The organism is Streptomyces milbemycinicus (genome assembly GCF_002154605.1).
In the GTDB taxonomy this organism is placed as follows: domain Bacteria; phylum Actinomycetota; class Actinomycetes; order Streptomycetales; family Streptomycetaceae; genus Streptomyces; species Streptomyces milbemycinicus.
On sequence record NZ_MUNE01001000.1, the window covers coordinates 588 to 1047 of the forward strand.

General features: G+C 72.4%; 1 protein-coding gene. It reads left to right on the plus strand.

The window, feature by feature from the left end:
- Positions 1-460, plus strand: a 460-nt coding sequence (locus tag CCN51_RS58835) for a tryptophan--tRNA ligase (protein ID WP_483883483.1), incomplete at both ends; no start/stop codon positions are given.

Below are 460 nucleotides of genomic sequence, written 5' to 3' on the forward strand. Positions count from 1 at the left end.
AGGATGACGCGGCCGCAGGTCGCCGCCCGCGTGATGAATCTGCAGGACCCGACCTCGAAGATGGGCAAGTCGCACGCCGAGGCGGCGGGCATCGTCTATCTCCTCGACGAGGAGGACGTGGTCCGTAAGAAGGTGATGCGGGCGGTGACGGACAGTGGGAGCGAGGTCGCGTACGACCGGGAGGCGCAGCCCGGAGTGGCCAATCTGCTGGAGGTGCTCGCGGCCTGTACCGGCGGCGGGACGCCGGAGGAGCTGGCCGGTGAGTACTCCTCGTACGGGGCGCTGAAGAAGGACACGGCCGAGGCGGTGGTGGAGGCGTTGCGGCCGATCCGGGCCCGGCACGCGCAGCTGTGTGCCGACCCGTCCTATGTGGACGGAGTGCTGCGGGCGGGGGCGGAGCGGGCGCGGGGGCTGGCCCGGCCGCGGGTGAACGCCGCCTACGAGGCGGTGGGGCTGCTGC